At 59.2% G+C, this 25,971-nt stretch carries 23 protein-coding genes and 1 pseudogene; 9 read left to right on the top strand and 15 right to left on the bottom strand.

The features are described 5' to 3' along the window. The 9 genes from PQR42_RS20890 to PQR42_RS20850 all read right to left on the bottom strand — a co-directional run. Positions 1–939: RNA-directed DNA polymerase (locus PQR42_RS20890; RefSeq protein WP_408493715.1), on the bottom strand; the 939-nt coding region annotated here is incomplete at its 3' end. A gap of 33 nt (positions 940–972) precedes the next feature. Then, positions 973–2,403 (bottom strand): UvrD-helicase domain-containing protein, encoded by a 1,431-nt coding sequence (locus tag PQR42_RS20885; protein ID WP_408493714.1) that lies wholly within the window; start codon positions 2,401–2,403, stop codon positions 973–975. Beyond that, positions 2,396–4,120 (bottom strand): ATP-dependent nuclease, encoded by a 1,725-nt coding sequence (locus PQR42_RS20880; RefSeq protein WP_408493713.1) that lies wholly within the window; start codon positions 4,118–4,120, stop codon positions 2,396–2,398. Before PQR42_RS20880 ends, PQR42_RS20885 begins: the two co-directional genes overlap by 8 nt. 16 nt (positions 4,121–4,136) lie before the next feature. Beyond that, positions 4,137–5,285 (bottom strand): hypothetical protein, encoded by a 1,149-nt coding sequence (locus PQR42_RS20875; RefSeq protein ID WP_408493712.1) that lies wholly within the window; start codon positions 5,283–5,285, stop codon positions 4,137–4,139. A gap of 344 nt (positions 5,286–5,629) precedes the next feature. Then, complete coding sequence (locus PQR42_RS20870; protein WP_408493711.1) at positions 5,630–7,333, bottom strand: coiled-coil domain-containing protein; 1,704 nt, start codon at positions 7,331–7,333, stop codon at positions 5,630–5,632. 53 nt (positions 7,334–7,386) lie between these two features. After that, complete coding sequence (locus PQR42_RS20865) at positions 7,387–8,496, bottom strand: dsDNA nuclease domain-containing protein (protein ID WP_408493710.1); 1,110 nt, start codon at positions 8,494–8,496, stop codon at positions 7,387–7,389. Positions 8,497–9,131: 635 nt separating this feature from the next. Next, on the bottom strand, positions 9,132–9,896 hold the full coding sequence (locus PQR42_RS20860; protein ID WP_408493709.1) for a hypothetical protein: 765 nt from the start codon (positions 9,894–9,896) through the stop codon (positions 9,132–9,134). Positions 9,897–10,089: 193 nt separating this feature from the next. Beyond that, positions 10,090–11,037 carry a phosphoribosyltransferase gene (locus PQR42_RS20855; protein WP_408493708.1) on the bottom strand — a complete coding sequence of 316 codons (948 nt, stop codon included), beginning with the start codon at positions 11,035–11,037 and terminating at the stop codon, positions 10,090–10,092. A gap of 279 nt (positions 11,038–11,316) precedes the next feature. Continuing rightward, positions 11,317–12,243 (bottom strand): DNA-processing protein DprA, encoded by a 927-nt coding sequence (locus PQR42_RS20850; protein WP_408493707.1) that lies wholly within the window; start codon positions 12,241–12,243, stop codon positions 11,317–11,319. 784 nt (positions 12,244–13,027) lie between these two features. Here PQR42_RS20850 and PQR42_RS20845 point away from each other — a divergent pair. Then, entirely contained in the window at positions 13,028–13,273 is a 246-nt protein-coding gene (locus PQR42_RS20845; RefSeq protein WP_408493706.1) for a hypothetical protein, read from the top strand. Between the two features lie 680 nt (positions 13,274–13,953). Here PQR42_RS20845 and PQR42_RS20840 read toward each other — a convergent pair. Next, a pseudogene (locus tag PQR42_RS20840) lies at positions 13,954–14,238 on the bottom strand (response regulator); the annotation flags it as partial. Between the two features lie 264 nt (positions 14,239–14,502). Here PQR42_RS20840 and PQR42_RS20835 point away from each other — a divergent pair. The 3 genes from PQR42_RS20835 (at position 14,503) to argC (ending at position 17,044) form a co-directional block, all read left to right on the top strand. Further along, positions 14,503–15,105, top strand: coding sequence for a YbhB/YbcL family Raf kinase inhibitor-like protein (locus tag PQR42_RS20835; protein ID WP_408234663.1), 603 nt, complete (start codon positions 14,503–14,505; stop codon positions 15,103–15,105). 234 nt (positions 15,106–15,339) lie between these two features. Continuing rightward, positions 15,340–15,912 (top strand): flavodoxin family protein, encoded by a 573-nt coding sequence (locus tag PQR42_RS20830; RefSeq protein ID WP_408220148.1) that lies wholly within the window; start codon positions 15,340–15,342, stop codon positions 15,910–15,912. Positions 15,913–16,096: 184 nt separating this feature from the next. Next, on the top strand, positions 16,097–17,044 hold the full coding sequence (argC, locus tag PQR42_RS20825; protein ID WP_408220151.1) for an N-acetyl-gamma-glutamyl-phosphate reductase: 948 nt from the start codon (positions 16,097–16,099) through the stop codon (positions 17,042–17,044). Between the two features lie 115 nt (positions 17,045–17,159). On the opposite strand, the gene PQR42_RS20820 is transcribed toward argC, so the two are convergent. Further along, on the bottom strand, positions 17,160–17,414 hold the full coding sequence (locus PQR42_RS20820) for a hypothetical protein (RefSeq protein ID WP_408384077.1): 255 nt from the start codon (positions 17,412–17,414) through the stop codon (positions 17,160–17,162). 121 nt (positions 17,415–17,535) lie between these two features. Here PQR42_RS20820 and PQR42_RS20815 point away from each other — a divergent pair, with 121 nt between their 5' ends. From PQR42_RS20815 to PQR42_RS20805, 3 genes are all read left to right on the top strand, one after another. Continuing rightward, positions 17,536–18,969 carry a DUF2957 domain-containing protein gene (locus PQR42_RS20815; RefSeq protein ID WP_408384075.1) on the top strand — a complete coding sequence of 478 codons (1,434 nt, stop codon included), beginning with the start codon at positions 17,536–17,538 and terminating at the stop codon, positions 18,967–18,969. 99 nt (positions 18,970–19,068) lie between these two features. Then, a complete protein-coding gene (locus PQR42_RS20810; RefSeq protein WP_408384073.1) occupies positions 19,069–20,313 on the top strand; it encodes a DUF2957 domain-containing protein in 1,245 nt (414 codons plus the stop codon). Positions 20,314–20,484: 171 nt separating this feature from the next. After that, positions 20,485–21,309 carry an OmpW/AlkL family protein gene (locus tag PQR42_RS20805; protein ID WP_408220163.1) on the top strand — a complete coding sequence of 275 codons (825 nt, stop codon included), beginning with the start codon at positions 20,485–20,487 and terminating at the stop codon, positions 21,307–21,309. 273 nt (positions 21,310–21,582) lie between these two features. Here PQR42_RS20805 and PQR42_RS20800 read toward each other — a convergent pair whose 3' ends face one another. Further along, positions 21,583–22,218 (bottom strand): LysE family translocator, encoded by a 636-nt coding sequence (locus PQR42_RS20800; RefSeq protein ID WP_408384071.1) that lies wholly within the window; start codon positions 22,216–22,218, stop codon positions 21,583–21,585. A gap of 88 nt (positions 22,219–22,306) precedes the next feature. Beyond that, positions 22,307–23,176, bottom strand: a complete 870-nt coding sequence (locus PQR42_RS20795; protein ID WP_408176481.1) for an NAD(P)-dependent oxidoreductase — start codon at positions 23,174–23,176, stop codon at positions 22,307–22,309. 94 nt (positions 23,177–23,270) lie between these two features. Here PQR42_RS20795 and PQR42_RS20790 point away from each other — a divergent pair, with 94 nt between their 5' ends. Together PQR42_RS20790 and PQR42_RS20785 are read left to right on the top strand one after the other, a co-directional pair. After that, on the top strand, positions 23,271–24,026 hold the full coding sequence (locus PQR42_RS20790) for a Mut7-C RNAse domain-containing protein (protein WP_408220172.1): 756 nt from the start codon (positions 23,271–23,273) through the stop codon (positions 24,024–24,026). 134 nt (positions 24,027–24,160) lie between these two features. Then, a complete protein-coding gene (locus tag PQR42_RS20785; protein WP_012434605.1) occupies positions 24,161–24,439 on the top strand; it encodes a hypothetical protein in 279 nt (92 codons plus the stop codon). Positions 24,440–24,592: 153 nt separating this feature from the next. On the opposite strand, the gene PQR42_RS20780 is transcribed toward PQR42_RS20785, so the two are convergent. After that, positions 24,593–24,802 (bottom strand): hypothetical protein, encoded by a 210-nt coding sequence (locus PQR42_RS20780; RefSeq protein ID WP_095418012.1) that lies wholly within the window; start codon positions 24,800–24,802, stop codon positions 24,593–24,595. A gap of 223 nt (positions 24,803–25,025) precedes the next feature. Next, complete coding sequence (locus PQR42_RS20775) at positions 25,026–25,778, bottom strand: IclR family transcriptional regulator domain-containing protein (protein WP_408220177.1); 753 nt, start codon at positions 25,776–25,778, stop codon at positions 25,026–25,028. Positions 25,779–25,971 lie beyond the last annotated feature (193 nt).

Raw genomic sequence — 25,971 nt, 5'->3', positions numbered from 1 at the left:
TTCATCGTCTTCATCGTCTTCATCGTCTTCATCCTCAGAGTACGCCTGTTCCCCGTACGGATTTGCAATCTCGATGCTGCGCAAAAAATCCAGTTTTTCAAGCTGATACTGATTTTGGAGTTCTTCGTGCATGAACTCGGCCGTAGTCTTAACAGCGGTCTTTTCACCAACGACGTTTAGGCGATGCGCATCGTGCAGATAAATGACAAGGCTCTCAAGGCAGCGTTCCAAGTCGGCTTTTGAGTCCGAGAAGATGCGGATGTCATCGACATAGCGAACATGGTCGAAGCCCTGATGGGCGAGATGCTGGTCGACATCCATCATCACAGCCTCAGCGAGGACAACCGACGGCGCTGGACCGACCGGAATGCCCTGAGACGCCTTGTTGTTCAATCTGGTGATGAACCGTTCTATTTCCGTGCCGGCGCTCTTGGTCTCACTGACCAGCTCGATTGCATTGCAGACTCGGTGAAGGTAAATCTGATTGTAAAAATCCGAGATGTCGGTGGTGAGCACATACTTATATTCTGCAGATAGCTTCTCGCATTGCTGTCTGTAGCGTGAGAACCCGGAGCCTCCAACAAAAAAGCTGGAGCGGTCGACGTTAATTCTGTAGGAACAGGCGACGTTCGGTCCCATTCTCGACTCAGAAATTTCCGGAGCAACAGCGTGGACAAGAGCGACGTAGACAATAGAGTCCAAGGGCTCCAACTGATGGACCACGCGATACCCTCCTCGAGCCTTCGGCCAGGCAATAGCTCTCGGTGGCCCACTAAAGCTCTGAGCGAGCGGCGTTGACAGCAAGTAACGCTTTACGTCTTCCCAGTAAAACCACAGTGCGCGGTATTCGAACGGTTTGGGATAAAAATCAGTGTCATAGAACGCAGTGATGTGTTCCCGAGCAAAGTCCAGTGATGCTTCGGTCAGTATCGTTTTCATAGTTTTGAGGGCAGCGACCTGCGTCTCGCCCAGTTAGTCCACCCGGGCTGGATTTAAGAATGGCGTTGGATTGCACACGACCAGCTTCAGCGACCCTCGGGTCATCGCGACGTAAAGGTTCCTTGCGTCAAGATTTGGCGTATCGGTCACAACGCCGACGTCTGCCTCGAGGCCCTTGAAAAGCAACGTGCTGCCAATAGCTTTACGCGGTAGGGGTCGTCCGACCAGTCGACCCTCTTCACGAACGCGCGAGAATGCCTCAAGCAGCGATACGCCCCCATGAGCGGCCGAACGCAACGCCGCGAGCGCCGCGAAGAAAATATACGGACGAAACAATCTGCCCCCTGCGGCGTCCCGCACCGCGTACAAGAGGTCCATGGCAGAGCCATAACTTGCGTTACTCACAAACGTCAAGGCCGCAGCCTCGATTGGACTTGCAGGAGTTCTTGCTGTACCGCGTGTCAGCGTATCGAGGCGACGGTTCAGTTCTGCGATTCCGCAATTCGTCATGACAGACTGGGCGAATCCTAGCAATTGTTGAAGCGCAACTGCGGGCGTGCCTAAAGAGAAATCCCGCGCGAATTTCAGAAGGTCGGCCATGTCGACTGCCTCGGCGGTTACCGCGCCGGGTGTTTGACTGGCAAGGTCCTGCTGTCCCGACTTGTTCATGCTGTCGCAGATGACAAGAACACGGCCATCGTTGGTCGGTGCGTTCGTTTGCGCGGCCTTTAATTTGGCCAGATGTGGATTATTTGCATCGACAGGTAGCCATGTCACATTTTCAGGGGCGTTTCGCAGGTCTACGGCAATCCCCGTCCGCAACAATTCGCGAACGCCTAGCAGCCATTGTCCGAAGGGCTCTGTACCCGCGTTCCGCCAGCGCCATGGCGTGCTCAATGTACCTGCTTCAGTGAAGTGCGTCTGCACTACTTTCCATTCGATGAGCGGATTTCCCTTGAAGCCGAAGATTGCCTGCATCGGGTCTCCGAGAACGCAAGTCGATAGCACGAACGACAAGTAATAAATCAGCGAGTGTTGTCGCACCGAGCAATCTTGGTACTCATCCACTATCAGATGCGCGTAGGTCGCCCTCAGTGACTCATCGAGCGCGCCAGATGCCAGGAGGCGGACTGCAGTCTCGCGGATGGCAGGGTAGTCACGGCTGGGGGTCTCGACTTTTAGAACTGAAGGGTCGAGCCCGCTTCTTGCCGGAAACGTTGACACAGCCTTCATGGACCACCCGTCGATGGTCGCTAAGCGATATGCTTTCGCGGCAATCCCCATCACTTCGAACTTGGCTCGAAGCGCTGCAACGCCAGCGTTCGTATGCGTGAGAACAAGTATCGGTCGAGCGCCGGCATATTTGGCCAGCGACTGCGCAATGAGGTGTGTCTTGCCGCATCCTGCGGGTGCCGTGACGCTACCTCTGGCGACGCTCAGCAAGTCGATTTCGGGATTAGGCATTAGCCCAGCTATTCACAGTCAGTATCTGATTCCAGAACGCTGCGTCTAGAGACTCCCAGCTTGGGAACACAATGTCTCGTGCGACTACCTCCATCCACGATATCGACTTGAACCACGCGGCCTTTTTCGTGCGAGAAGCTTTTCCGAGAATTGCTCGGGACTCTGACGTCAGGCCGTCGGTCGCGGTCTGGAATGTTACTGTCGCGTACGACAATGAATTTGATGAGGCTGCAGTCAGATGAGCTTCAATCCGCGCTTGGCCGTGCAACTCGATAGCATAAGCAAGCATTTTGGCCACACATGATGCGGACGCGCTGGCAAAGAGCTCATCTTCGAGCGCGCGACCGCTTCGCCAAGCAACGAACGTACCGTTACGCTGCAAAAACGCCTTCTCAATAGTTGGCGTAGGCGCGACGTCGTCATCGCGAAGTACAAGCACGCGGTATCCCAGATTCTGGAATACTTCAGCGCGCCCATAAGCCTTGTCCGGAGTGCCGCCGCCGCTGTCGACCAGCGCGACTCCGCGTGACGCGAGCGTCGGCCAGCCCTTCAAGGCGAAAAACTGGTCGAGTCCCCGGAGCAATCCCACCTCGCTGGCTCCCTCGCAGACGATAACGCGCGGTGCAAGGAAGGCTTCCGGATAGAGACGAATCGTACTCTGTGCTTCGCTCCCCGCGCCTACCGACTGGATTGTGTGGAGCAATGGAAATCGCCTCATAACAAATAGCTGCGTTCCGCTTAGCTCCCGTAAAACGACGGGGGAATGGCTAGTTACGAACGCTTGCAACGGAGGGATTGTTTCCTTGCATCCAAGCGAAAGCAAGAAATGGCCGATTCGATGAGGCTCCAGCCCATACTCAAGCTCGTCAGCGAGCACAGCAGAAGTGGAAGCTGCTGCTTTACGCTGAAGGCCGGCGACAAGCAGACGGGTTGACCCGACTCCGAGCGCTCGCAAAGGGATACCGCCGTGGTCGTGCAACGCGATTGTGCCGCCATTGAACGAGACGGAATGGGCATCTAGCATTGCGTGTGGTGCGGCTCCAACCGGAATCCCTAGTTCGTTCGCGGTGGTTTTGACAGTCTCAAGCGCACCGCTTAGATGTTGGTCTGCTTCCGTTCCGAAGACGCGTCTGGCATCCCGGCCTGTCTTGACCAAGGCTGTCGACGCGTCGGCGCGTTCGTCCGAGATACGGTGAAGTACGCTGCCGCGTTGCCAGGCGAGATTTTGCTCCGCGAGAGCGCCGATGCGTGTGGGAGCGAGTTTTTGACGGTCCTTCCAAGAAAGACCGCGCTCAAGACCCTGCTTTGTTGCACGGTCTGATTGCAGAGTCCACACTGGCTCGAGGTCACTGCGCACGGTTAGGTTCAGCGACAAAACCGATTCGAGCCCCCGTTTTGGCTCGTCTTCGACAGTTCCGTTTGTTGGGTCCATGCCGCGGAGAAAAATACCGTATGCATCGATATTGAGCAGCTCGCTTTCGAGGCTTCCGAGCGTAAGCGTGATGCTAATAGCTCTTTCGACATCCAGACTATAAAAGTCCGAATCTGCAATCGAGATGTTTCGACGAGCGCCTAGGCAGAAATCAATGGCGTCAAGCACGGTCGATTTACCCGTGTCCCCCGGCCCAATTAGACAGTTGATGCCGGGCGACGGAAACCAGTCAAGCGTTCGAATGCCCCGGAAGTTCCTGATTTCAATTTTTCGAATTTTCGCCATAGCCCCTCGTTGTCTCTCAGATTTTTGCGAAGTGCGGCATGACCGCTTGGGATTTGCTCCGCAGTCCAAAAAGCATCTTCGTCAAATTCTCAGTCTCTCGACGCAAGTCGCCTCGTGTCGCATTAACAAAAATCTTCGTGAACGAGCCAAAAGGCAAGAAGCCCTCAAGTGCAAAAGAGGCGACTCTGTCGTCTGTTAGATGTTGCTCAAGTGCGGCACCCAGCCATCTATCGGGCAGTGGATGTGACGCATACGGGTTATGCATCAAAACGGTTCCCTCTCCCCAAGTTTCCAAATTGAAGGTAGGGTCGCCGACTTCATACACGAACGGGCACGGCGTAGTGGCGTTGGGATTGTGGTCATAGCAGGTGCCCCATCGAAGCATCCTCACGCCCTTCGTCTTGTGTTTTTCCTGGTGGCCCATTCTATTGAATTTTGGGATGGTTCCCGTGTTGCAGAACAGTACGCCAGAGATGTTCTCAGCACCTTCCAAGCGGAAAAATCCCGAGGGGATTTCCTTGTCTCCGACTTTGTGTGAAGTGAGCTCGTAATTTTCAACTATGAGGTTACCTTTCGCGTCATGCCACCAGCGTTGGCCGATGCCATACAAATAACGCATTAGAGGCGTATTTGATGAGGACAAGGCTCCGCCAATATGGAAGTCCTGTATTGCAAGAACCAGTGGACGGCCCTTCACGTGCGGTAGCTCCCAGTACTTCTTCTGGAGCTTGGTGAACAGAGGGCTCCCCAATCTAATTGGCAGCGTGTGCTCGAAGTCCTGCCGCGCCTCCTCGAGACCCTTGGGTTCGGCGAAAATCGTATAAGGCTGAATGTATTTCTGCGAAGGTGGATTTGCGGTAACCGCCTCGATTGCTGCGATGACACCGTCCTTCTCGATGAGGAAGTCTGGGCGGTCGGCGCTTCGGTCCATTTCATGTCCCGCAGCCAACAACATCGTCGAGAGAAAAAATTCGAACGTTCTCGCGTCGAAGCCGAAGGTCTGAAACTGCTCGACGAAATTGCCGTCGGGGTCGACAAAACTTTCCTGCAGTTCTCGAAGTATTCCGCGAGCGGGAGCATAGCCCGGAGCATCCCGAAGACTTCTGAACTGTAGGTGCAACTCTGGGTCCTGCTTGCCCGTGTTGGCGAAAAGGTCAATGGCCATCGATGTCGTTGGACGCTTCAATCAAACGGAGCGCAGGCTCCACGACCTGCGCTCCTATTCTAGGTACGGTGTCACAAATTGTCGGCTGGATAATCCGCCGCGAGCGGCCGGGCTTGCCCGATGGCTCACGCGCTTCCGACGCTCAGCGTCTCGCGCCACAGCCGTTGGGTTCGACGTGCAAGCTCCAGCGCATCGATGGTTTGCGCGCCCATATCTGTCTATTCCCACTTCGTCACGGTTATGAGCAGAGGAGCTCCGCAAGAACATCCTCAACGCAGCCAGATTCCACATAGCCAGCCATTTCGACTCCCCGTCATTGACAGTTGCTTTCAAGGCAAGCATCTCTACTCACCGAAGACCCGTACGAATCCTGCTTCGAGACTTTCATACCATTTTTCTGACAGAAGTTGGGACTCGTCAAGCACGGTAACGCAAGAATCTTTTTCTAACGATTGCATCGCAGGATGGCGTGTCGCGCAGACGAATATTTGAGTGTCTTGCGTAGCACGACGTTTGAGTTCTTCGGACACGAGGCTGTAGTTAAGGGCACCTTGGTCTTGCTGGTTTGGTGTGTCGAGAATCAGTGGAGCAAGAACCTCGGTTTTAAAGTGCCGAATGAGACGATGCATGGCCAGATGATAGGCCAACTGCATGCGCGAACTATCCGCGCCCCCGCCGGAAACGGCAAGCTCCCTGTACTGAGTAGGCAATGCAGTGGCCACGTCGAATGCTGGAGAGAGCCGCAAACTGGTGCAAAGCCCACCTACTTCGCCTTGGTAATATGCATTGATGCTCTCGGCCTTACCATCCTCAATCAGCTCATTTTGAGCAGAGCGTTGTTCGGCGATAGTTTTCCTGTTTGCGCGCAGCCTCAATCGGGCGTTCGTTGTTATCTCGTCTGCGCGCCGTCGTACTGAGTCAGTGCCCATGGTTTCGAGGATGCTCTTGACACTTACATCTTTGTCCAGTCTTCTGAATCGACGGTTGAGTTTGGATAAATCTTCGCGTACGGTATCGAGGCGCTTAAGCGTCGCTTCAATTGTGGCCTCGATTTTAGTCTGTGCTGCGGCGAGCGTGGCCACCTGGTGTTCGGCCTGCGCCCGGTCCTGCAGCAGCGATGCTCGTTCGAGAAGAGTATTGTCGTGGAGTGTCCCGCATAGAGGACACACAAGAACGTCGTCGCGAAGTTGAGTAGCAGCGAAATCGTAGTCTTTCTCAAGGTCGTCCACGGCAGCCCGTGCAATGCCGTGCTGAACCTTTGTTATTTCGAGTTCTTCCTGCTTCCCGCGCAGGAGTGACAAAGCGCGCTGCTCACGCCGCTTGACTGCCACCATCGAGTTTTGAATGTCTGCAATTGCAGAAATTAACTCGGCGTCAGTGGTCGGGAGTTCATCCTGCGGGGCGAGCAGCGCTAAGACCTCCACGGCCCGGCCATATTTCTCGATGAGTTCTTCGTCATTGTCGATGCCTTGGAGCCGCTTCGCGATTTCCGCGCCGACTTCAAACCAGTCCATCGAATGATAGCCAACATGAAAGTTGATGACCGGACGACGCCAGTCCTCATATTTATGAACTACGAAACTGTTCCATGGCTCTGTCCATCCCTTCCGCTGGTCGACATAGAAGGCAGAGAAATAAGTCTCAGGCGGCGGCACTTCATGAACCCACTTTTCCTTTCGACGCGGTAACAGGACGCCAAATTGCACAATGCTGGCGAATGCCTGCTCATAAACATCGCTCCCTCTGTGGTACTCATTCCAGGAGCCGTCACCGTCTTTGAGGCGTATCTCGTTTCGATGACGCGCGGCCAGGAATTTACGTCCGTCTACCTCAAATTCCAGAATCGTTCTGGTATCGAATGGGGTCCATCGCAAGTCGAAAGTAAAGTCGCAGCCTAAGGTCCACAGCGGCAGTCTCACCAGCGTCGACTTTCCGATGGAGTTGTCATCCCCTGTTATCAGGTTTAAGCCGGGTTCGAATCGGAACCGCCCGGCGAGCTTTTGGGTAGTTGATTGAACGAACAGTCTCTTGAATATCAATGCGCTCATAGGCTTTTGTACGGAGCTTTCTGACGAGCAGTTTGTAGTTAGGCAGCGCCATTTCAGGCTCTCAGGTATTCGATGATGTACGCGGCGGCTAACGAAGACTCATCAACCAAATGTTCTCTGGCGACGGCAGGACACGCCGCTACGAGTTCCGTCAGCAACTCAGAAGTTAGTCGCAGGGGAAAACCAGCAGACAGATGCTTGGAAATTGATGCGCGCACCTGCAAATGTGAAAGGGAGCCGCCATCAAGGGTGTTCAGGACGTAGGTCCGAGCAGATTGCCGGATTTTTCGTCTTTCCCTCGATTCGTATTGAAGCTGGGCGGTTGCATAATCGAAATCGGACAAAAGTTCGTCGACTGTGGCGGAAGACGCGAATTGCTCAAATAGCGCTTCCACGCGCTGCCCAGTCAGCCCCTTGTCACGGACCAAGCTTTCCCAGTCGGAATAGTCCCAGGTGACAACACCTTTCCGCCGTAGCTCATCCTGCAAAACAAGATAAAGGGCTTGGCAGTTGCCGCCTTCATCGGGCACGCGCTCACTAATCAGGTCAGCTATCAAACCGATGACGGTCCTACGGTGTTGCAACTCGCCGAGTTGCGGTTTGTGAAAATGAAGCTTTTCCAACGCGCAGTCAGCGCCGAGTTCCGCGGCTAGGGCTTCTCCAATTTCGCTCGCGGTTTCAGGAGTAAGCGCATCCCAAGGGATTTCTTCCAGTGAGAAGCCCTTCTCCGCTAACTCAAGTTTGAACCCACCAGTTGCGACGAGACGGACCTTATCAACTCGGGCGTCGATTTCCTTGCTGCCAATGCTGGTGAACATCTTCCCGAGCACCGACGGCTTTTGCTTTATCCGTTTGACGAGCGACTTTTTGTTGAAGTTGGCGCTCGCCCCAGTCTTAACCTGGCAGAAAACGAATCTCGCCTCATCCGCATCCAGTGAAGAGCTGAAAACTACGTCTTCGTGAAATTCGACGAAAACGATGCTCGCCTGATTGTGCTTGTGCCGCTCGAGAAACTCGTAGAGCGCCCAGTCATACTGGAAATTGAATCGGTCAAAGGTGGCTGCGCCTGCCTTCTCCCGCTGCGGCGCATAGAGTGGATTGCTGGCTGTCGTACGACTCGGTGCCGCTGCCGTCCCGGACCGTCGCGGTTTGGGCTCTCTCACGATATTGTTTGGTCGATGTTTTGGCCGATTATAGCGACACCATCGGGCATGAGAATGTATTTCTTTTCGTCCCACCGGCCCCCTTATCCGTCCAGTGACCGGGCAAAGCCAGCAGGCGGTGCGAGCGCCGACGCCGGCGCCGGCGCCGGAGCGCAGGGCAAAGCTGAAACGCGGCAAGAACGCTCAGTCACCGTGTGACGTGAGCATTTAAACGTATCACTTCACTGGAAAAAATCCGTCACCTAGTCCATTGGTGGGCACGCCAAAGCAAGTGTGCGCTCACTAATATTGAGCGTAATTCGGTTGAGCTGCTATCAATTGTGGTGACAGACGTCGCAACCAATGCAGAGGTAGCGGCATGAGAGCAGGGATTTTGACGCCAGTTTCGTGCGACTGCGCCGAGCGATGGACGGGATTGCTTGCGCCCAATCGGTTTTGGAAACAACGGGGACGATGAGGTGGGCGGCGCTAGAGCGAAAGGCGAAAAGACGGGATGCGACAGATGGCGATGCGGGATACAGTGGAATTGATGATAAAAGGGGACACACAAAGACTATCTGGCCGGGCCAGCGGGAGGGAGTGTGCGCTCACTATCAATAGGCTTATGGGTGACTACTTGCAGACGGCCCCATAACTCAAAGACGGGTGGTCTCGACCGAAGGCGTAGCGCCTTCCCTTGCTGCCACCATCTCGCAAGCCCATCGAGAATGGACATCAGCGAGCTGTTCTGGTGGCAGGTGGGGGCCATGAGCAGGACTCGCGTTAGCCGACGCCGCGTACCATGCCCGGTAAATCGGGCTCTGAGTTAAGGCGCAAATTCCGACGTTCGACTCACAGCGTCGAGCATCTGCCTCATCCAAGGCTTCCGCGATAACCGAGTTCCACCTTGCGTAGGCAAAGCCGGTCGACGGATGGTGCACCTTTGCGATGGGCACGCCGCCACATAGCGGCTTTAGGAGCGGACCAAGGCGCTTACTGAAAGCAATGACAATATCTGGCCGCAGAGTCGCGAGCACATCAAGGAAGGCCGCTTTGCCAGCGCTCCATGATTCAGCCGGTGGAGCGACCCGCGCAGCAGGCACGAATTCCTGAAGGAAGTTGTAATAGCAAACGCGCTCCCAAAAGTCCGCCCGCTCCTGCGTCGTGAATACCGATGCACTCGCTGCACCGCTCACCGCGGTGACGATTCGCGCAAAGTGCGGATGCTTCCGTAGTCGCGCAGTTGCGTCCGGATGTTTGAGCCGTTGACCCAGTGCCTTCACGAGCTCGGGCGTTGCTGTTGGCCGCTCGCTTCGTTTGCTTCCATAGTGAGACTCTGCAACGACAAGCACCCGCATTCCACGAAACCCCTCTGCTTCGTACCTGGAGCCAATCCACGGCATGAAAATCACGTTGCTCATTAGATAGAAGATGCTCGTCGACAGCCGCAAAGGTCGGCGTTCCCTCTCACTAGGCAAAGTCGGTCCGCATTAACGACACGCGGTGGCGCATTTCGTTGCTCGCAACAACACTGTCCTTGCGAAGACTATCGAACGCGTCAACAGCACGCCCGCATACAGACAAGCATTCGCGCCTAGACCCGACGGTTACGGTTTACTCCCAACGCCAGTCGCGATAGCGAACAAAAATCTGGTGGATTTCGGTCGGCGCGTCCGGTGCGATGATGTTCTCGGCATAGCCATAATCCTGCGAGGTAGGCTCGGCCACAAGTTGCGTCCCTGTAAATGGCTTCAATTGAAGGGGCGCGTTGATGCGGGTGTACGGGGCGCTTATTGTCTTCAACCAAGAGAACAGCCGCGCGTGCCCGCCCGCCGCTTCGATATACATCCGGGCCGCCTCATTACTCTTGCCCGACGTGCAGAAGTCATCGACCACTAGGATGATTTTGCGACGAAGGTCTATTGCCGTCTTTATCGGCTCGGCAGTCAGATACTTGTGCGGGTGTTTTGTAAGGCGAATCGTGTTCAGCTGATTTAAGAATTTTCGCTCGGTCGCCCGAATGGGCTGACTCTTCATCGCCTCGGCGTGACGCGCGATAAGGTCATTGTAAAAGGTCATCCGAAAGCACTTGCCCAACCGCGATAGCACGTCAGCCATCCCATATCTATTCGGCGCGGAATTTGGACTGTGTCCAGGATATGTGCAGATGTAGTTCACGCCTTCGAGCAGCCCGGAAAAATACAGGGAGGAGACTGCAAAATTGAACCAGAAATCGGGGCGCCCATTGCCAAACTTAGCGAACGCGCGGGCGTCCTCCCCGAACATTTGGTATGCCGCACGCATAGTGGAAAACGGCCCTGCCGCGCTAAAGTCAAGCGTGCCGTCTTGTACGCGCCAGAAAATCGGGTACTTCCGGAGCGCAAAAACGAGGCAGAACCTAGCCAGCTCACTGATATTCGCGACAGGAAACCCGTACTCGGTTTGCTGGCCGTACCAGTCTGGGCGCAGCATCAAGAGCTTGTTTTGAACGCCCGCCCGCATGTCGTCGTCAACGCCACCGACCAAAACGGTTTCGTATCGCTGCACTCCGTAACGGGCCATTATCGGTTGCGCAGAGTTCCCCAACTGCCGTGCTGGACTCCCGTCTACTTGTGCCCCGTGATGGGCTATGGGAATTCCGGCTATTTCGGAAAACCATTCAGACATTGGCCGCTGGCGCACCGTCCAAGGCCGATTCGACCAAAGCGCCGTAGTTACTCCGAGTGGTGCCAACTCACGAGCCAGCCGTCCGACGTCTCTCGCAATATCCATGTTCACTTTGTTGTCGCGACAAATCGTGCCATCAACGCTGAGGAGGAGCAGCTTTAGGGACATAGTCGCTTAGAACAAGGATTGCTGTTGCAGGGCCGAAATGCGCGCTTCCGTATGAGGGTCGACCTTTCGTAGGGCGGCCATCAGAGCCGAGTGCTCTCTTGGGACTTCGAAGAGTTCATCGGCGGTCCCATGCTCTGGCGACGGGAAGACCCCGTTGATACGAAGGTTGATTGTGGGCCGCGACATTCGCTTGGCGAATTTGATGGTGTGAGCCGTGCCGGAGGAACGCTTCCATTCAGGTGCGATTACGCATTTCGCCAATGCCGCCTGCAGGCGGTTACGCCAAACAAACGTCTCTGCCGACGGTGCAGCGTCGGGCATATATTCCGAAATTAGCAGACCGTCATCAGCCACGATTCTTCTTGCGAGTTCAGCATTTTTCGCGGGATAAGCTTTAAGAAGGCCGGTGCCCAAGACCGAAATATTCGGCACACCACTCGACAGCGCCCATTCGTGAGCGAGTTCGTCAACTCCTTTCGCAAGGCCGCTTACGACGGTAGCTCCGGCCTCCTGCGCCGCAGACACAGCATATCGAGTAAGGAACTCACCAATATTCGAGGGCGACCGCGTGCCGACGACGGCGATTGCCTCGGTCGCCAATAACTCGTGATTTCCCTCGTAAAAAAACCATAGGGGCCGCAAGTTGGGGTCAAGCTCGGCGAACTGCACGGGGAAACGCGGCTGAGTTATCGTAACGAGTTCAATACCGTTCTTCTTCAGCACCTCAGCGGCTTCTTCGCCGAGTTGCAGTACCCGCTGCGCGGCGTTGGCTTCCGAGTTCCGAGTCACGGATTGAACAAAGTCGGAGCCACCACTCGCGAACTTCTGACCGATAGCATCAACTCCTCCAAGCTCCCGCAAGCTCTTGAAGCCGACGCCTTTCAAGCGGGCGAGGCCGAGGAACACAATCGCTGGTTCGTCAAATTCCGGCATCCGGCTTCCAGTTGAGTTGTAACTTTGCACAAATTATAACTAACCGAATTACCGGGGAATGAATCATTGACGTTTGCGATTACACACGGGGACGCGCAGGTTCGCGCAAAGTGCCGACGCTTGGGCTGCGGCCCAAACGCCTTTGCGAGCTGCGATGTTGCCGCGGGTCATTCGCTTCGTAGGTGCCATACCGGGCCTTGGCAACGCTACGGATGCAAAAGCTGCTGCCGAACCCCTCGGCCTCGTATTTGATGTCAATTCGCCCCGGCGAATTCGGCCGAGCATGAACGCAAAAGCGACCGGCCATAACGCTCGCAGCAACTGTCACGAGGGGGCGGCGCCACACTGCTCAAATATTGATTACATCAACCCTCCGCCTCGGAGCCGACATGCTGGAAGAATTCATCACGTTTGAAGAGGCGGCCAGTTGCCCTTCGTTGCCCGTCCTCATATCGCAGAACTCATCGAGGAAGGGTCGCTGACAGCGACGGAGGGGAGGCGTGCAAAGTCCGATGTCCTTGAACACAAGTCCAAGCAGCAAGCCGCGGCCAAGGGGTTTCTTTCCGGCCAGACCGAAGAGTTCTGGTCGACTGATGGCTTGCCGACGGACGGGAGGGAAGCCCAAAGGCGGATAGCCGCCCCATTTCTTTGGCTCCGCCGTATAAAGCGTTCGGCTACACAACGGATGGACTCGCTACCTCACGACGATAACGCCCGGCGCCCGCCCGGCTCGGCCCGGGCGCTTCGCCAGCGGCAATTACTAGACCTTTTGCTATCAGACGCCGTGAGCGACATCGAGGTCGTCTCGCGAGAGCTTGGCCTGCGAGACGAGATGCACGAGCGGCTGCGGCGTGCGCTCGACAGGATGGCCTGCGCGCAGAGCGACTTGGAATCAATGAGGACAGATGGTGCAGCGGCAGGAATCGACGGCTCAGCGGTCGAGTTGCGGATGAGGAAAGCGGTGGGATTGCTGGCGATGGAGTGGCCGGAGGACTATCCGGCCGGGGCGGTCGAGTGGCTTTTACTGTAGTCGTCAGCGCGCCCGGGAGCGCTTAAGCTTTTCGACCAGTCACGCAGCAGCGAACGCAAGTTCGCCGATTGCTGACGAAAATGCAAGGGGCGCAGATAGTTGCAGCCGAAACGGACGGCAGCCCCCATATGCGCATCATTCCGAGTGGCTTTTCGAGAAATTTGCCTACCAAAGCCGCCTAATTTCGTCCTTGCAATAAGAAGCGTTTTCGCTTTACGAACAAGGGCTTGTCTGCAAAAACCTTGGCGAGAATAGCTAGAAGCGTTTACCTATAAACGCTTCTATTTCGGCTTTGCAAAATTCGCATCCACATCGAATACGCATACTCCACCGTCACGGACTTCGCTAGATTCCGCGTCTTGGCAATATCGACGAATTAAAAGGCGTCGCGGCCACCCGTTCCTGAAGCCGGCAACACCCTGGTTCTCGTACCTGTAGTCAAGACATGAGTTCATCGAGTGCGAGACTGACTTGCGGAACTCGGTTTTCTGACCGGAATGTTGACGGGCGGGCGCCAGAAAACTATCCCTCGCTGCAAGGCATTTGCTCGCGCCAACACCTTCCCAGATGTTTGCTGTTATTCCTGTCTACGCCCCGATGAACAAGGGGATGCGCGGGCAAGGATGGCTTGTAGACACGAAAAACCGGCGAAACGTAGACAGGACTAACCTATGTCGGCACAACGCGGCGTTCTCGAGCATCGTCAGGACGACGATGGGAAGGTTAGGGAAATTGCGGCGCAGATAGCCGATCAGCGGCAAACCGTCGCCGTATTGACCGCCTGGCATTGCCAGATCCGTGACGAGCACGTCGCAGGCAATGGTTTGCAGCACCTTGATCAATTCGGTTGACTGTCGCGCGCGCGCGACGACCTGTAGACCGGGAAACTTGAGCAAAGCCTGTTCGGCGCCGAACAGAATAACCGGATGGTCGTCAGCGACCACGACCCTGACTGGATCTTGCATTGCCCTCCCCTCGACAGATAAACCACTCTGCAAAACTTCCGACATGTCTTATGTATTCTAGCGACTGAAACGGTGAGGACGCGGACTAGCTGCGCGTGGACAATTCCTCTGACTATAGCCGATTCCGGTCCGCAAATTCCAGCGGACCACAACAATGATGCGTCGTAGAGCTAATGTTAGACTTGAATCGACCTTGAGGCACAAAATAGGGACAATAACCATCGCGAGGACAACCGCCTCGCGCCCTCACAGGAGAACCGGCACATGCGCTCGCGTTGCCTGGTTGTTTCGATTGCTTCGCCGTTCCGCCGTCTGCCGTCGTTCCCCTGCGCCATGCTGGGCCTTGCCTTATTGGCCGCTCACGGACCACACGCCCTCGCCGAAGGCGCGTTTGCGCTGACCAGCGCCAGCTTCCGTGCGGGCGGCACCGTGGCGGACGCTCAGGTTTTCAATCAGGACGACTGCAAAGGCGGCAACCGCTCACCGCAACTTTCGTGGCACGACGCGCCGCCCGGCACGCGCAGCTTCGCGGTCACCATGTTCGATCAGGATGCGCCGGGCCGCGGCTGGTGGCACTGGTCGGTGGCGGGCATTCCGGCCACGGTCAGCAGCTTGCCGGAGAACGCCAGTTCTTCCGGCTTCCTCAGCAAACTCGGCGCGGTCGAAGCGCGCAACGACTTCGATACCGACGGCTATGGCGGTCCGTGTCCGCCGCCGGGCAAACCGCATCGCTACATCATCACCGTGTATGCGCTCAGCACCGCCGACCTGCGCCTCGCGCAAGGCCGTCCCGCGCTGATGTTCGATCACGAGATCGGCACCGCCACCCTCGGCTTTGCGCGGATGGTGGTCAATTACGGGCGCTAGCCTCGCGCAACACATCGCAGCGCGTCGCGTGCAAACCGGACCGCATGGCCGCCGGCACGAGCCGGGGCTGGCGTATGGCTTGCGTCGCATTGCCGCCCGCGCGGAGATTCTGTCATCCGCGCACGCTAATGTGCAGCCTGGTGCTTTGCGCCATGCTTGCCGCTGTCGCGCCGCTGCAGGAGCGCACCATTAGCGTGCCCACCCCATCGTCTGTTCACTTTGCCGGAGAGTTTCATGTCGAAGATCGTCATCGTTTATCACAGCGGCTACGGCCACACGAAGAAAGCCGCCGAGTCCGTGCTGGCGGGCGCCCTCGAAGCCGGCGCGGACGCGAAACTGATGCCGGTCGGCGAGGTCGACGATGCAGCCTGGGCCGAACTGGCCGCCGCCGACGCCATTATCTTCGGCGCGCCGACCTACATGGGCGGCCCCTCCGCCGACTTCAAGAAATTCGCCGACGCGAGTTCGAAGCCGTGGTTCGGGCAGGCGTGGAAAGACAAGATCGCGGCCGGCTTCACCAACTCCGCGACCATGAACGGCGACAAGTTCTCGACGATCCAGTACTTCGTCACCCTGGCCATGCAGCACAGCATGATCTGGGCGGGCACGGGCATGATGCCGTCGAACACCAAGGCGGCCACTCGCAACGACCTGAACTATGTGGGCGGCTTTACCGGCCTGCTCACGCAGTCGCCGGCCGACGCCTCGCCGGAAGAAGCACCGCCCCCCGGCGATCTGGAAACGGCCCGGCTGTTCGGCGCACGCGTAGCCGCGGTCACCGCGCGCTGGATCGCCGCGGCCCGCTGACGCGCGGATTGCCGCGATCCGGCCGGCATCGGCGTGCATCTGCCGTATAACGGGTCACGCCGATGTCATGTTCAGCGCGCATCGTCGTTTTTTCACCCCTTTTGCACGTCCGGCGCCGTCAGGTCTTAAAATGACGTTCCGGCGCGGTGTCGCGCCCCGTTTCCAGCAAGCCAGTGAGAGCGAGATGAGCACGAAAGTTTTTGTCGACGGACAGGAAGGCACGACCGGCCTGAAGATTTTTGAATACCTGTCGCAACGCGCTGACGTTGAGATCCTGCGTATCGAAGAAGCGAAGCGCAAAGACCTCGAAGAGCGCCGTCGTCTCATCAACGCGTCGGACGTCACGTTCCTGTGTCTGCCCGATGTCGCCTCGCGCGAATCCGCTTCGCTGGTCGAAAACGATCACACCGTGCTGATCGATGCCAGCACCGCGTTCCGCACGTCCGCCGACTGGGCGTACGGCCTGCCCGAACTGGCCCGCTCACAACGCGAACGTCTGCGCACGGCGAAACGCATTGCCGTGCCGGGCTGCCATGCGTCGGCCTTCGTGCTCGCCATGCGTCCGCTGGTCGAAGCAGGCGTCGTGGCGCCCGAGTTCGCCGCGCACGCATATTCGATCACCGGCTACAGCGGCGGCGGCAAGAAAATGATTGCCGACTACGAAGCCGGCGGCAACGACAAGCTCAAGAGCCCGCGTCCGTACGCGCTCGGTCTCACGCACAAGCATCTGCCGGAAATGGCCGCGCATACAGGCCTGAAGTCGGCACCGATCTTTACGCCGATCGTTGGCGACTTCTACAAGGGTCTCGCGGTCACCACCTTCTTCTCGCCGAACCAGCTGGCGAAAAAGGCCACGCCGCAAGACGTGCAGGCGCTGTTCGCCGAGTACTACGCCGGCGAGGCGTTCGTGCATGTCGCGCCGTTCGACGCGGAAGCGAACCTCGACAGCGGCTTCTTCGACGTGCAGGCGAACAACGACACGAATCGTGTCGACCTGTTCGTGTTCGGCAACGAAGAACGCTTCGTGACCGTCGCGCGGCTGGACAACCTGGGTAAGGGCGCATCGGGCGCGGCGATCCAGTGCATGAACCTCGCGATCGGCGCCGCTGAAGAAAGCGGCTTGAAACGCTAATCAAGTTCGACATTACGGACGGTAATTGGCCGTCAATATATTGAAAGGCCGGTCTGCAAAGACCGGCCTTTCTGCTTTTAAATCCCACCATTCAAAATTCACTTTCCGCGGTTAATCAGTAGTAGCCCGCATTACCTAAAAAATAAAAATCGGACTGCTCAAAAATCACCGGTAATTCATTCCTGATATCGACGCACTGCGCATAGTTTTCCGCATAGGGAAACTCCGGATTTTTTCGCGAACGGTCGTTCGCAGATGATAGAGCCATTTTGCTCAAAGCCTTACCTGGAAAGGGAGTGTGGCGAAGCAACAATGCCGTCTTCCGGGCAAAAAATCCTTTTTTGTTTAAAAGACCCGCAGATGTCCACACGGTGCGAGTTCGGCATAAATCGCGCTGTTTGAATCGGTCTTTTTAGACGGCTCATTCAATTGACAGTCATTATCCGGACAGCGAAATTAGCTCGCACAATTACATGAAGGGAGACAGCTGCATGTCGCACGCCATTACTCGAGGCCTCGCGATGGCCATTGCCACGGCCCCATTCCTGATTGCTTGCGGCGGTGGCAAGGCCGACAATCCAGGCGCGATCAACTCACCGCAATGCTCGGGCGCAAGCTGCGGCGTGCAAGGTCCGCCCGCCTCGGGCGCCGGCGCGGCGGCGTTGTGCCCGGCGACGGCCGACATCGTCAAGAGCACCTTCCTCGGTGGCGCGGGCAGCGGCGAAGTCGTGCAGTTGAATATCGACGCGACGGCGATGACCTACACGCTGAAGTGGCTCAAGTCGCCGATCCCGCTGACCAGCGCCGACGTCACGATCACGCGCGAAGGCACGCAGATCACCGGTGCGGTCATTCATCCGCCGACCGGCACGCTGCCGACCGCCGAGCAAACCCGTTGCGCGTTCATTCTCGGCAAAGGCACCGGCACCGCGCCTGCCAACGGCACGACCTACACGACACCCGACTTCGTCAACAACCCGAACCCGCCGATGATCCTGGTCGGCCAGGGCGTGGCCGGCGGCGGTATTCCGGGCGCGACCGTCGAGTACGACGGCCTGACCATCATTCCTGGCGTCATCGATCACGTCGGCGCGGTGCCGAACCGGCACTTCGATTTCTATCCGTTCCTCGGCTTTGCCAGCACGACGAGCGACGTCACCAAGCTGGCCGGCACCTACAATGGTCTGCTGTACCACCTGGTGCCGTCCGGCTCGTACGCGGCGACCGCGACCAACACGGTCGAAACCTTCGACGCGGCCGGCAACTGCACGGGCTCCAATCCGGCGAACGCGGCCTTTACGCCAAGCTCGAGCGGCTGTCTGACGACGGGCACGGCGTGGACCGCCAATAGCAGCGGTTACTTCGACAGCCAGAACGCACCGCAGATCGGTACGCAGCTCAAGCTGCCGCCGCTGAATCAGCCGAGCGGCGTGTCGGCGCAAGCGCACATGATCCTCGGCCAGATCAACGGCGCGACAGTGCCGCTCGTGATCCGCACGGGCTCCGTGAATCTGGGCACACCAATTTTGCTTCACTCCGACGCCAAGGTCGACGACGAGTCCGGCATCGCGATGCTCGCCGCGGCCACACCGCTTGCCTCCGGCGGCTTCGACGGCGGCTACGTGGGCGCCGACTCCAACTTCAAGTACACCGCGGCGTTGATCCAGGGCGGCGTCGGCACCTTCATCAACCCGTCGACTTCCGCAGGGGAAGACGGCTTCGGCCTGGGCTACGCATTGCCGAGTCCGGGGCTTGTCGGTGTCCAGCAGGCCAACGGCCAGACCGGCCTCGCGATCGCGTCCGGCGGGCTGTATGCGATCGAGATTCAAGGGACCGTCAACGGCGGCGTCGCGCCGACGTCGCAACTCAGCAGCACGGCTTCGAGCGCGCCGTACTTCGGCATCGGAGCGCAAATCAGCAAGTGAGCCTCGGCGGACCGGCAGTAGGCAGTACGAGAGACAAATAGCAAAAAGGTGGCGGGACTGGGAGCCGGCCACCCACAACGAGAAAATTCTGGAGGCGGTATGAAATGGAGAATCCTGTCGGTGCTCGCTCTTGCTGCACCGTTGCTGGGGGCGTGCGGCGGCGGCGGCGGCGGCGACGGGCCCGTGACGGAAGTCCGGCTGTGTCCGGCATCGCTGGACTACAGCACGGTATTCACGGGCGGCGGCGGTGACGGCGAACTGGTCAAGCTGCAACTCGATACGACCAAGATGACCTGGCAGGTCAATTACATCGAGTCGCCGATCCCGGCAACCACCGGCACCGTCGTCCCGACGCGCGCGGGCCAGACCGCCAGCGGCACGCTGACTCAGGAAACCCTGCTGCCGACCAACAAGCTCAACCAGTGCGCATTCCGCCTGAACGGCGCGAGTCTCGATCCGAATCGTCCGGCGCGGATTTTCGTCGGCGAAGGCGTGGCGGGCGGTACGATCCCCGGCGCGGAAATTTCGTTCGGCGGGATTCTCGGCGTGGGCGCCGTACCGGATACCAAGTTCCCGTACTACCCGTTCATCGGTTTTTCGTCGATTGAAACGAATCTGGCGAACGTAGCCGGCACGTACAACCAGCTTGGCTATCACCAGGTGCCGTCGCAGAACTTCGCGCCGGTCGTGGTCGATTCGAAGATCACCATCAACGCGGACGGCACGTGGATCGAGTGCGACAACTCCGGCGTCAACGCGGGCAAATGTCAGCAGCCGGGCGGCAACTTCGCGCCGGCGGCGGATGGCAGCGGCGCGTTCCAGACCAACAACTTCCTGGGCCAGGCCAAGCCGACACTCGCGACCACGCCGGAAGCGCGCGGCTACATGATCGTCGGCAAGCTGCGTAACCAGCTGGTGCCGATCCTGGTGCGAACCGGCGCGGCGAACTCGTCGGTGACCGTGCCGCAAAACGGCGCACTCGGACCGTACGCCGACGACGAATCCGGCATCTCGATTCTGGCGCCACAAAGCGCGATCACGGTGAACTCGCAAAACGGTGAGTACATCGGCGTGGATAGCCAGTTTGACTACCGCACCACGGCGCTCGAAGGCACCCAGGCGACACTGCTCGATCCGTTCAACGCTTCCCAGGCATCGCTGGCGACGGCGCTGAATCTGGACTTCACGCAAGCCGTGCCGGGCGTGGTGACGACAACACAAGTGGGCGCCTCGACCGGCGCGACGCCGACCGGAAAAATGATCTTCACGGGCGGTGTGTTCGGCTACCTCGATCTGACCAAGGCAGCCTCGCCGTACTTCACGATCGGCGCCTTCGTCCAGTAACGGACGCAGCACGCGCCGCCAATCCGCAACGCGGCGGTCGCGTCCCGGCTGCCGCGCAGCGCAACCGCGCGGCGGCGGGCGCCCAACGAATATGCAGCGCGGCGGCATGGTCGCCAACCCGCCGCCGCTTGCCGCGCGCGATGAGCTTCAGCGCGCCTCAGGAGGAACAAGATGAAAAAAATCTATTTCGCGTTACTGGCCGCCTGCCTGTCGGCCGGCGCGCATGCCCAGCAAGCGGGCGACAACGTCGCCGCGCTCGGCTGGTTCCACGTGATGCCGCAGGATTCGAGCACGCCGCTCACCACCCATGTCGCGCCGACCCCGATCAACACGCCGCTGCGCCTGCCGAGCTCGTTCACCTCGGCCGGCACGAGCTTGTCGACCAATAACGCCGACACCGTCGGCCTGGTGTTCAGCCATTACCTCACCGATCACATCGCCGTGACGACGGTGGCGGGCGTGCCGCCGGTCTTCAAGATCTATGGCCACGGCACCATCAAACCGCCGGGACCGGCCGGCGCGCTCGGTCAGCAGGATCTGGGCGATCCGCAGGCCAACCCGATCGTCAAGAACGTGCGCCAATGGAGCCCGGCGCTGCTGTTCCAGTACTACTTCAATGCACCGACGGCGAAATTCCGGCCGTTTGTCGGCATCGGCGTGTCGTACAACTGGTTCTCCGACATTCAGTTAAGCCAGAACTTCGTGACATCGACGCAAAACAACCTCGGCGCCGTGCTGGCCGCCGGCGCGGGCAAGCCGGGGCAGACGCAGGTGTCGGCGAAAGCGTCGTCGTCATGGGCGCCGGTGTTCAACGCGGGCCTCGCGTACAACATCACCGAGCACTGGGGCCTCCTGGCGTCGGTCACCTACATTCCGCTGAAGACGACCTCGTCGGTCATCATCAAGGCGGCGGACGGCACGGAGCTAGGGGTGTCGAAGGCGGACCTGAAGGCCGATCCGATCATTTCCTTCCTCGCCGTCTCGTACAAGTTCTAAGTCCGATCCTGACGCAACAAAGCCGGCTGCCCTGCGCAAGGGTCAGCCGGCTTTGTCTTTTCTGGGACGCTGGAAATTCAGGGCAAAAAAAAGCCCGCCTAAGTGGGCGGGCTGAATCCATATCAGAGGAGACATGGAGGAGACAAGACAAACTATAGCAAACGTCTTGGTGCGGCGCAACATGCAAATTAGGGTAGACCCTCGGCGTTGTAAATGCGCAACAATCGATCCAATGTCTTGCCGCCTCCGTTGACGCAGCGCTGCGCCTTGCGCTCAGTGGCGCACCAGCGCCATCATCGCGCCGAAGCCGACGAACACGCCACCCGTCAGACGATTGAACATCCGGGCGACGCTGCGGCTCTTCAACTTCGCGCCGATGCGCGTGCCGAAGCCCGCGTACACCAGATACCAACTCACCTCGATCACGGCGAAAGTGGCAACGAGCACGCCGAACTGCGGCAGCTTGGGCTGCGCGGCGTCGATGAATTGCGGCAGCAGCGCCGCGGCGAACAGAATCGCCTTCGGATTGCTGCCCGCGACCAGAAAGCCGTTGCGGAACAGCGCGAAGCGCGAGCGCGCGGGCTTGACGGCCAGTGCGTCGGCATTGCCGGCGGCGACTTCGTCAGCCGGCGCGCGCCACGCCTTGATGCCGAGATACACGAGGTAAGCCGCGCCGATCATCCGCAGGGCGTTGAACATGGCCGGCCACGCCTCGAGAAACACGCCGAGGCCCGCCGCCGACACCGCCAGCATCAGCACCAGCGCCGACAGGCAACCCGCCATGGTCGCGCTGGAGCGGCGCAGGCCGTGCTGGGCGCCGTGCGTCATGACGAGCAGCATGTTCGGACCGGGAATCGCGGAAACGACGAAGACAGTGGCGACGAATAGCCACCAGGTATGCAGACTCATGGGAATCGGGGCGGATAAGGGATCGGGCGGCTATTATGCCCGCCCGCGCCGGTCAGTGCCGTCCTTCAGTGCCGCCTGTCAGTTGCTCCTAGCGCCCGGCTCGCCGCGCGGCGACCTGGCCCAGCACCGCGAAATCCTTCTCGCCGTCGCCGTGAGCCATGGCTTCGAGCAGGCTGTCGCGCACCACGCTGGCAATCGGCAGCGGTGTCGTCACGGCATCGGCCGCGGCCAGCGCGAGACGAATGTCTTTCAGACCGAGACGCGCCTTGAACAGCGCCGGCTCGTAACGCTGTTCGGCGATCAGCTTGCCGTAGCCCGAATAGACCGGTCCCGGAAACAACCCGCTCGTGATGACGTCGAGGAAATCCTGCATGGCGAGACCGTGTCCGGTCACCAGCGTGGCCGCCTCGCCAAGCGTCTCGACCGCCGCGCCGAGCATGAAGTTAGCGGCGAGCTTCATGACGTTCGCCTGCTGCGGCAGCGAACCGATGCGCCAGGTCTTCTGACCGATCGCGTCGAAAATCGGCTGGACGCGGTCGATCGATTCGGCCGGACCGCCCGCGACGATGGTCAGCTTGCCCGCCGCCGCGACATCGGGCCGGCCCATCACCGGCGCGGCGACGTAGTTGACGCCGCGCGATGCGTGCGCCGTCGCCAATTCCTCGGCCAGCGCCACCGAGATCGTCGCCATGTTCACGTGGATCAGCCCGCGCGGAGCGTGTTCCAGCAGCGACGCGGTGATGACCTCGCGCAACGCGCTATCGTCGGCGAGCATCGAGAACACGGCGTCGCCCGCAAACGCTTCGGCCGGCGTGGCGACGACCCGCGCGCCTGCGTCGGCGAGCGGCTGCGCGCGCTCCGGTGAGCGGTTCCACACGCGCACCTGATGCCCGGCTTTCAAAATGTTTGCAACCATCGCGGCGCCCATCTCGCCGAGACCGATAAAACCGATGTCCATCTGTCGCTCCGTCTTCTAAAGAACTGGAAGTAAAGCACACCCATGCGACACGTGCAGGACAGCGCGCAAAGAAACACGGTGCGATACTGCAGTGATGGTGACCGCGACATTCCGCTTCTACGAGGAGCTGAACGATTTTCTCGCCCGGCCGCTGCGCCGGCGCGCGTTCAGTTACGCCTGCGCGCCGGGCGCCTCCGCGAAGCACATGATTGAAGCGCTCGGCGTGCCGCACACCGAAGTCGAACTGATTCTGGTCAACGGCGAGTCGGTCGGTTTCAATCATCCCCTCGCGGACGGCGATCGCATCGCCGTCTATCCGAAGTTTGAAGCGCTGGACATCCAGCCGTTGTTGCGCGTGCGCGAACGTCCGCTGCGCGTGGTGCGCTTCATCGCCGACGCACATCTGGGCGGCCTTGCGCCGCTCCTGCGGCTCGCCGGCTTCGATACGCTCTACGACAACCACTATCCCGATGCCGACATCGAAGCGCTCGCCGCCGCGCAGCAGCGCATCGTCCTGACACGCGACCGCGAGTTGTTGAAACGCCGCAGCATCACGCATGGCTGCTACGTCCGCACGCTCAGACCACGCGAGCAATTGCGCGAAGTGTTTGAACGGCTCGATCTGGCGGGCAGCGCGCAACCGTTCCGCCTGTGTTTGATGTGCAATGTGCCGCTGCGGCGCATCCCCAAGGAGGAAGTCGGCACGCGCGCGCCCGACGGTGTGCTGGAACGGCATGCCCAGTTCGTCACCTGCGACGTGTGCCGTCGCGTGTTCTGGGAAGGCACGCATTGGCAAAGAATGCGCGCGCTGATGGACAGCGTGGCCGCGGCGCCGGGCCGGTCAGAGTGAGCTTCGATCGAGGTCATCCCGGTTCGCATTGCACGTGGTAAACCACGTGCGCGGAAGCAGAACGCCATGCGCTCGCGCGACGCTCGGCGCGGTGCGTACAATGCGGGATTACTTATCTGGCAGAGGCCTTCCGTATGGCGATGAAAAAAACCGACCTTGAAAAGAACAAGGCACTCAAGCTGAACAACGCAATGAAGCTGTCGACCGCCGACCGTTTCGGCAAAGCCGCGGCGGCCGAGCCGAAGCTCGATCGCCGCGAACAGCGCAAGCTCGATCAGGCGCAGGGCCTCGTCGCGTTTGCGTGCAAGCTGAACGGCGATCTGGTGACCGAACTGAAAGAACGCGCCGCGACCCATCCCGAAGGGATGACCGGTCTGCTGAACGAAGTCATCAAGCGCGGCCTGGCCGGCTAATCGCCACAAAAAACCCGCCCCAAATGCAAAAAGGCCAGAGCTCGTGCTCTGGCCTTTTTGCTTGCGACGCATTCATCCGGACTCGCTGCACTTGCCGGCTAGCGGCGCCGTGCGGTGAACCGGCGAAGCTGACCCGAAGGATCGGGCGGCAGCTTAGTTTTGCGTGCCCTTGTCGTTCGTGCCAGCTGCCGAAGCGGCTGCCGAAACCGGAGCGCGCTTGCCGTGCGTCTTCAGCTTCTTGACGTGGTGCTTCTTCGGCGCGCTTGCTGCAGCAGCCGGTGCTGCGTCCGACGCTTGTGCGAAAGCTTGAACGGAAACCAGCGCGATCGAAGCGGCTGCGAGCGAGACGATAACTTTTTTCATGTGTTGTTCCCCAAACCTGGACGACTGAGTCAATGTGAATGAATAGCTGCACGGTGAAGCAGACAGGGCTTGAGGCGCCTTCCCGCTCCCCGCGGGAGAGTATTACCCAGTGTAGGCGGTTTGTCATGCCCAAAACTCGATATGTATTTTCCGGGAGACAGCTTGCTTTCGACCCGCTTTCACTCGTTAAACACCCCATACCAGGGGATTCACCTAGACCGCGTCAAACGAGGTTGCGCAGCAGGCTGGCGTTCTCCAAAAGGGTCGGCAACACCCGGTGCAGCGCGGCATTGGCCGACTCCTGTCCGATCGGCATGCTGACGCTGATCGCCGCCACGACCGAACCATGCCGGTCACGCAGCGGCACCGCGACACCGCGCACGCCCAACTCCAGTTGCTGGTCGGTGACCACGTAGCCATTGCGGCGAATTTCGCCGAGCACATCGCGCAACTGTTCGATCGTCGAGTAGGTGTGGGGCGTGAACACCTTGATCGGATACGACGCCAGCCACTGCTCGATGCCCTCCGGCGCCTGGAACGCCAGCAGGACCAGTCCCGCCGACGACAACGGCGCGGGCGCGCGCGAGCCGAGCACGAAACCGACCGCCATCGCCCGGTTCACGCCGTTGCGCGCCACGTACACCACATCGTGTTCGTCGAGGATCGCAACCAGCGCGGTTTCCTGCACCGTCGCGGTGATGCGCTGGAGAAATGGCTGCACGGTGCGCGGCAAGCGCGCCGAATCCAGATACGACTGGCCGAGCCGCAAGACACGCGGCGCGAGCCAGAACAGCTTGCCATCGGTATCCACGTAGCCGATTTCACGCAGCGTCAGCAGATAACGACGCGCCGCCGTGCGTGACAGACCCGCGCGGCCGGCCACCATGGTCGGCGTCATACGCGCGTGCTCTTCGTCGAATGCTTCGATGATCGCCAGCGCTTTCGCGGCGCCGGCGATCCAGTCTTTCTCGTCCATTGCGTTTGCCTGAAAACCGGCTGGTGGTTGGGTCGGTCGTGTGCCGCGTACCGTGGCTGACTCGCGCGATTATCGCGCGAGTTACCGGAGAAACGAGCGGTCAGGGATCGGCTGAAGGAATATATGCGCGATCGTGCTCAAGTGTTTGCTGCGTCTCTGGCTTCTCGCGCACGCGGATAAAATCGACGCCTGC

It is taken from the genome of Paraburkholderia sediminicola (assembly GCF_046027355.1).
Lineage (GTDB): Bacteria > Pseudomonadota > Gammaproteobacteria > Burkholderiales > Burkholderiaceae > Paraburkholderia > Paraburkholderia sediminicola_B.
Note: the sequence above shows the minus strand (reverse complement) of the source record. Positions and strands in the feature narration are given on the sequence as shown.